This is a genomic window from uncultured Campylobacter sp. (genome assembly GCF_937997405.1).
GTDB lineage: Bacteria > Campylobacterota > Campylobacteria > Campylobacterales > Campylobacteraceae > Campylobacter_B.
In genome coordinates this window covers 1-4887 of the sequence record NZ_CALKTL010000087.1, presented here as the reverse complement: position 1 = coordinate 4887, position 4887 = coordinate 1, and the positions used below count along the sequence as shown (strand labels likewise).

At 46.0% G+C, this 4887-nt stretch carries 4 protein-coding genes and 1 tRNA gene; all 5 read left to right on the top strand.

What is annotated here, in order from left to right:
• On the top strand, positions 1-843 hold an 843-nt coding region (gene mraY / locus Q0372_RS05085; protein WP_298103380.1), incomplete at its 5' end, for a phospho-N-acetylmuramoyl-pentapeptide-transferase.
• Between the two features lie 114 nt (positions 844-957).
• The gene (murD, locus tag Q0372_RS05080) at positions 958-2436 is read left to right on the top strand and encodes a UDP-N-acetylmuramoyl-L-alanine--D-glutamate ligase (RefSeq protein WP_298103378.1); all 1479 of its coding nucleotides are present in this window, start codon (positions 958-960) and stop codon (positions 2434-2436) included.
• 515 nt (positions 2437-2951) lie between these two features.
• A tRNA-Phe gene (locus tag Q0372_RS05075) sits at positions 2952-3027 on the top strand.
• A 443-nt stretch (positions 3028-3470) separates the two neighbouring features.
• Positions 3471-4001 (top strand): integrase arm-type DNA-binding domain-containing protein, encoded by a 531-nt coding sequence (locus tag Q0372_RS05070; protein WP_298103375.1) that lies wholly within the window; start codon positions 3471-3473, stop codon positions 3999-4001.
• Positions 4002-4328: 327 nt separating this feature from the next.
• Positions 4329-4712 carry a hypothetical protein gene (locus Q0372_RS05065; protein ID WP_298103373.1) on the top strand — a complete coding sequence of 128 codons (384 nt, stop codon included), beginning with the start codon at positions 4329-4331 and terminating at the stop codon, positions 4710-4712.
• Positions 4713-4887 lie beyond the last annotated feature (175 nt).

The window sequence follows — 4887 nt, the reverse complement described above, 5'->3', positions numbered from 1 at the left end:
GTTACCGCCGCGGTGCTCGCAAGCCTGCTGTGCGCCAAGCTAAACAACGTATTTGTGCTCTGCGGACTGCTTTGTTTGGTAGGCTTCGGCTACATAGGCTTTAAGGATGATATCTCTAAAATTTTAGGCCGCCAAAACCACGCAGGCCTTAGCGCGCGGGCTAAATTTGCACTGCAAAATTTCTTGGCGTTTCTGATCGGGGCGACGCTTTATGCTTTTAGCGATCTGGGCGGGGAATTTTTCGTGCCGTTTTTTAAATACCCTCTGCTAAATTTATGGATCTTCGCGCCGCTGTTTTGGACAATCGTAATAAGCGCTAGCTCAAACGCGGTAAATTTAACCGACGGCCTGGACGGGCTAGCGAGTATCCCGTCGGTGTTTTCGCTCTGCACCCTAGGCGTGTTCGCCTATCTTTGTGGGCATGCTATCTACTCGCAGTATCTCTTGCTACCGCGCGTCGCAGGCGCAGGCGAAGTCTGCATCATCGTATCGGCGCTCATCGGCGCGCTGCTTGGGTTTTTGTGGTTTAACTGCTACCCCGCCGAAGTCTTTATGGGCGATAGCGGCAGCCTCAGCGTAGGCGCGTTTTTAGGATACTGCGCGGTCATCACGAAAAACGAAATTTTACTCATAATGATCGGCTTTGTCTTCGTCATCGAAACGCTCAGCGTGATCTTGCAGGTGGGCAGCTTTAAAATTTTTAAACGCAGAATTTTCCTGATGGCGCCGATACACCACCATTTCGAGCTTAAAGGCTGGGTCGAAAACAAAATCATCATCCGCTTTTGGATCATCGCGCTGATCGCAAATATCATAGCGCTGACGTCGCTGAAATTGAGGTAAAATGCGAGCGCAAATTGAACCCGACTTCGAAACGGCGCGCGAAAGATACTGCGAAATGAGCGAGCTTAGCGCGGATGAGATAACTCAAATTTTATGGGGCAAAAGGGGAAAAAAATGAAAAAATCGCTATTTGGCTACGGGCTTACGACCAGAGCGATCGCCGAGCACTGCCAAAAAGACGGCTGCTGGGAGATATACGACGATAAATTTGAAATTTCTTCGGGCGCGCCGAAGCTGGATGAGTTCGGCAACGCGCTTTTAAACCCGAGCGAGTTCGATCCCGCCGCAAGCGAGCTTGAAATCCCTAGCCCAGGCTTCCCTCCGCATCACGAGCTGGTGCGAAAGGCACAAAATTTAATCAGCGAATATGATTATTTCGACGATTACAAAGGCCTTAAAATTTGGATCAGCGGCACGAACGGCAAGACGACGACGACGAAGATGATGCAGCACCTGCTCGAGCGATACGGCTCGCAAATGGGCGGTAACGTGGGCGTTCCGCTTGCAAAGCTTGATAAAAGCGCCAAAATTTGGGCGCTGGAGACGAGCTCGTTTACGCTACACTACACCAAATGCGCGCGCCCCGACATCTACGTGCTGCTTGCGATCACGCCCGATCATCTCAGCTGGCACGGCGATTTCGCGGAGTATGAGCGCGCCAAACTCTCGCCGCTGCTAGCAATGCGCGAAGGCTCCGTGGCGCTGATCCCGCGCGCCTACGAAAGCTCCGCCGCCGCGCAAAATAGCCTGGCTCGCGTGATCTGCTATGAGGACGAAGCAGATCTGGCGCAAAAATTCGGCATCGATTTAGGCGAGATAAAATTCCGCACTCCGTTTTTGATCGACGCGCTTTTGGCACTGTGCGTGGAGAAAATTTTATTCGATAGATGCAACATCGCGCGACTGAACGACTTCGTGATCGAGGGAAATAAGCTGGAGGAATTTACCGACGCGCGCGGCAGGATCTGGGTCAATGACACGAAGGCCACCAACATCGATGCGTGCACGCAGGCGCTGAAGCGATACGCGGGGCACAAAATACATCTGATCCTCGGCGGCGACGATAAAGGCGTGGATCTGCACCCGCTTTTTGCGGAGTTTAAAAAATACGATCTGCAAATTTACGCGATCGGCTCAAATACCGATAAAATCGTGCTTTTGTGCGATGAATACGGACTTTCTTGCGTGCGCTGCGAAATTTTACAAACGGCGGTGAGCGAAATTTCGAAGCGGTATCGAGGCGCGGATTTTGAAAAAAGCGGCGCAAGCGAATTGAAAGTACAAAATTTAAGCGCGAATGGCGGATGCAACGGCGGCAAGGCGAAAGAAAATGCAAAGATCGGCGAGAATACGCTGCAAAAAGGCGGCGGCTCATCTGCCGCAAGCGACAACGCCTCTTCGCCGAAACGCCGCACAAACGACGGTGGAACTCGGAATTCGCAGAATTCTAAAAATTTCGAAAATTTTAAAAATTCCATAAATTCTGCGAGCGAAATAGCGCTGTTAAGCCCTGCATGTGCCAGTTTGGATCAATTTAAAAGCTACGCCGAACGCGGCGATCTATTTAAAAAACAAGTTGCACAGCTCGGATAAACAGACCTATCGGGGCTAGTCGGATCGGGCTAGGCTTTTAAAATACAATTTGCAATCGCATTTTAAAATTTCAACGCTTCTGCTGCGCGGATATCTAAATAAATTTAACCCCAAAGTAAACATCCCCATGTCACACTATTAGCTCGAGCACAATGTTTATAAAGATGCTTCGTCAAGTCCAAATTAAAGCCAATTTTCGATGCTAAATTTAACCAATCGCGGCTATCGCCTGTTATATGCGCTCAAATTTGTCTACTTTGCATAGCCTAGAACCAAGCGTATAATTTGCAAAGTCGGCTAAATAGTAAATTTATATCACTTTGCTTTTAGATTGATAGCCCTTTTTGATTATTGCAAATTACTGCGCAAGCAATATTTTTATCACTAAAATTTAGAAAATTCCAACTGAGTAAATTTGGCTGTTTTGGAGCGCAACGTACAAAAATCTAGCGAAAATCAAGGATTTTAACCGAGATTTAAGTATTGCATGGCTAAAATTACTTTTCTTTTTCGGTGGTTGGATAGCTCAGTCGGTAGAGCAGCAGACTGAAAATCTGCGTGTCGGCAGTTCGATTCTGCCTCTAACCACCATTGCCTATTTTTTACAATCTAACACAATCCAACAAAACCCCTAAAATACGGACTTTAAGTGATTTTAATCCTCTAAAGCAGTCTAAAATAATCAGGCAAAGCTAGCAATTTAAAAACATTTTAAAAATATTTTTGGCAAAATTCTGAAAATCGAGCGAAAAAATATTTTTAAAACTTACCAAATGCCCTATTTAACGGGCTTACAAGGCACTCCAAAAAATGTTTTAAAACGCTTGAAACGCCCAAAATAGGATTTTGTGAAGCTTAAAAAAACGCACTCGAAGCGAAAAATGTTTTAAACCTCATCAAATCCCCTATTTTAGGCATACGCAGAGCAAAAAGGCGGCGATTTTAAAAATATTTTTGTGCGAGATTTTGACCCGAAAACCGAAAAAATATTTTTAAATCGTCTCAAATAACGCATTTAAGGGAGTTAGAACGCAATGGCTAGGATAGTAAAACCGCTTAGCGATAAGCAAATTAAAGAGGCAAAGCCGAAAGCCAAAGACTACAAGCTCACGGACGGCGACGGCTTAGGACTGATAGTAAGCAAGAGTGGGCGCAAGCGCTGGGTATTTGCTTTTATTAGCCCCAATACGGGCAAGCTGAATAATACGGGGCTAGGCAACTACCCCGTTTTATCGCTAGCCGAAGCGCGAGAGAAGCGAACCGAGCTTAAAAAGCTAGCGATGAGAGGTATCGACCCTATCACAGAAAAGAAACGCGCCAAAGCTCAAAGGATAAGCGAGCATAACCGCAGCTTTGAAAAGGTCTTTAACGAATGGCTAGAGCTTGAAGCCAAAAGCATACTACCCCAAACGCTAAAGACCAAGCGCGGGCGTATTGAAAATCACGTAATGCAGATACTAAAAGATAGAGGAATAAAGAGCATTACTCACGGCGAGATAGCGGACATCCTTAAAGAAACGTCAAAAACCACGCCGCAAACCGTCGAGATAATCAACAAATTTTAAACCGCGTCTTTTTATTCGCCGTATCGAGCGGATACGCAGAGCTTAATATTATGGCGAACATCGACGCCAAAAGCTTAATCCCTAAAACCAAAGTCGAGCATTACGCCAAGCTAACCGAGCGCCAGGACTTAAAGGCATTTTTAACGCCATTTATGATTATCCGCATTTTGAGACGATAAAAAACGCGATGAAGCTATGCCTACACCTACCGCTAAGAGCCGCGCCGCTGTCGCGCCTAAAATGGGATTACGTAGATTTCGGTAGGAGGCTTTTAACCATTCGCGCGCCGAGCAGAAAATCAAGCGTAGCGAGATAGGCGATTTCAAATTGCCGCTTAGCGATGAGGTTATGCGGATACTTGAGGACCAGGCGAAATTAAGCAGAGCATACGAGCACATTTTTATTAACTCGCACTTTACGGGGCATATACACAAAGACACCGCTACAAACGCGATTAAGGGCTTTGACTTTAGAGATAGGCAGACGGGGCGCGTCGTAACCCTGCATAGCCTGCGGGGTATATTTATGACGCAAGCGTTTAACAATATGCAAAAGCACGGAGTAAGCAAAGAGGCTATCAAAAAGGCGCTAGACCACCTACACGGCGACAAAGTGGATTTAAGCTATTCCGAAAAAGCCGATTTTTTGGACGAGCTTAAAATTTTGCTTGATTGGTGGAGCAGTTACATTCTCGAAATAAAAGACAACTAGGAGGCAATATGGCGAAGTTATCAGAGCCAAGAGATACGCAAAGTGCAAAAGACGAGAGAGAAAAACGAGAGACAGAGGCGATAGAACAAGTTCTAATTGATATCAGAAAAAGATTAAGAATTGCTGATAAAGCAAATCGTAATTTTGATTTGTTAATAGCCTTTAATGGGATGAT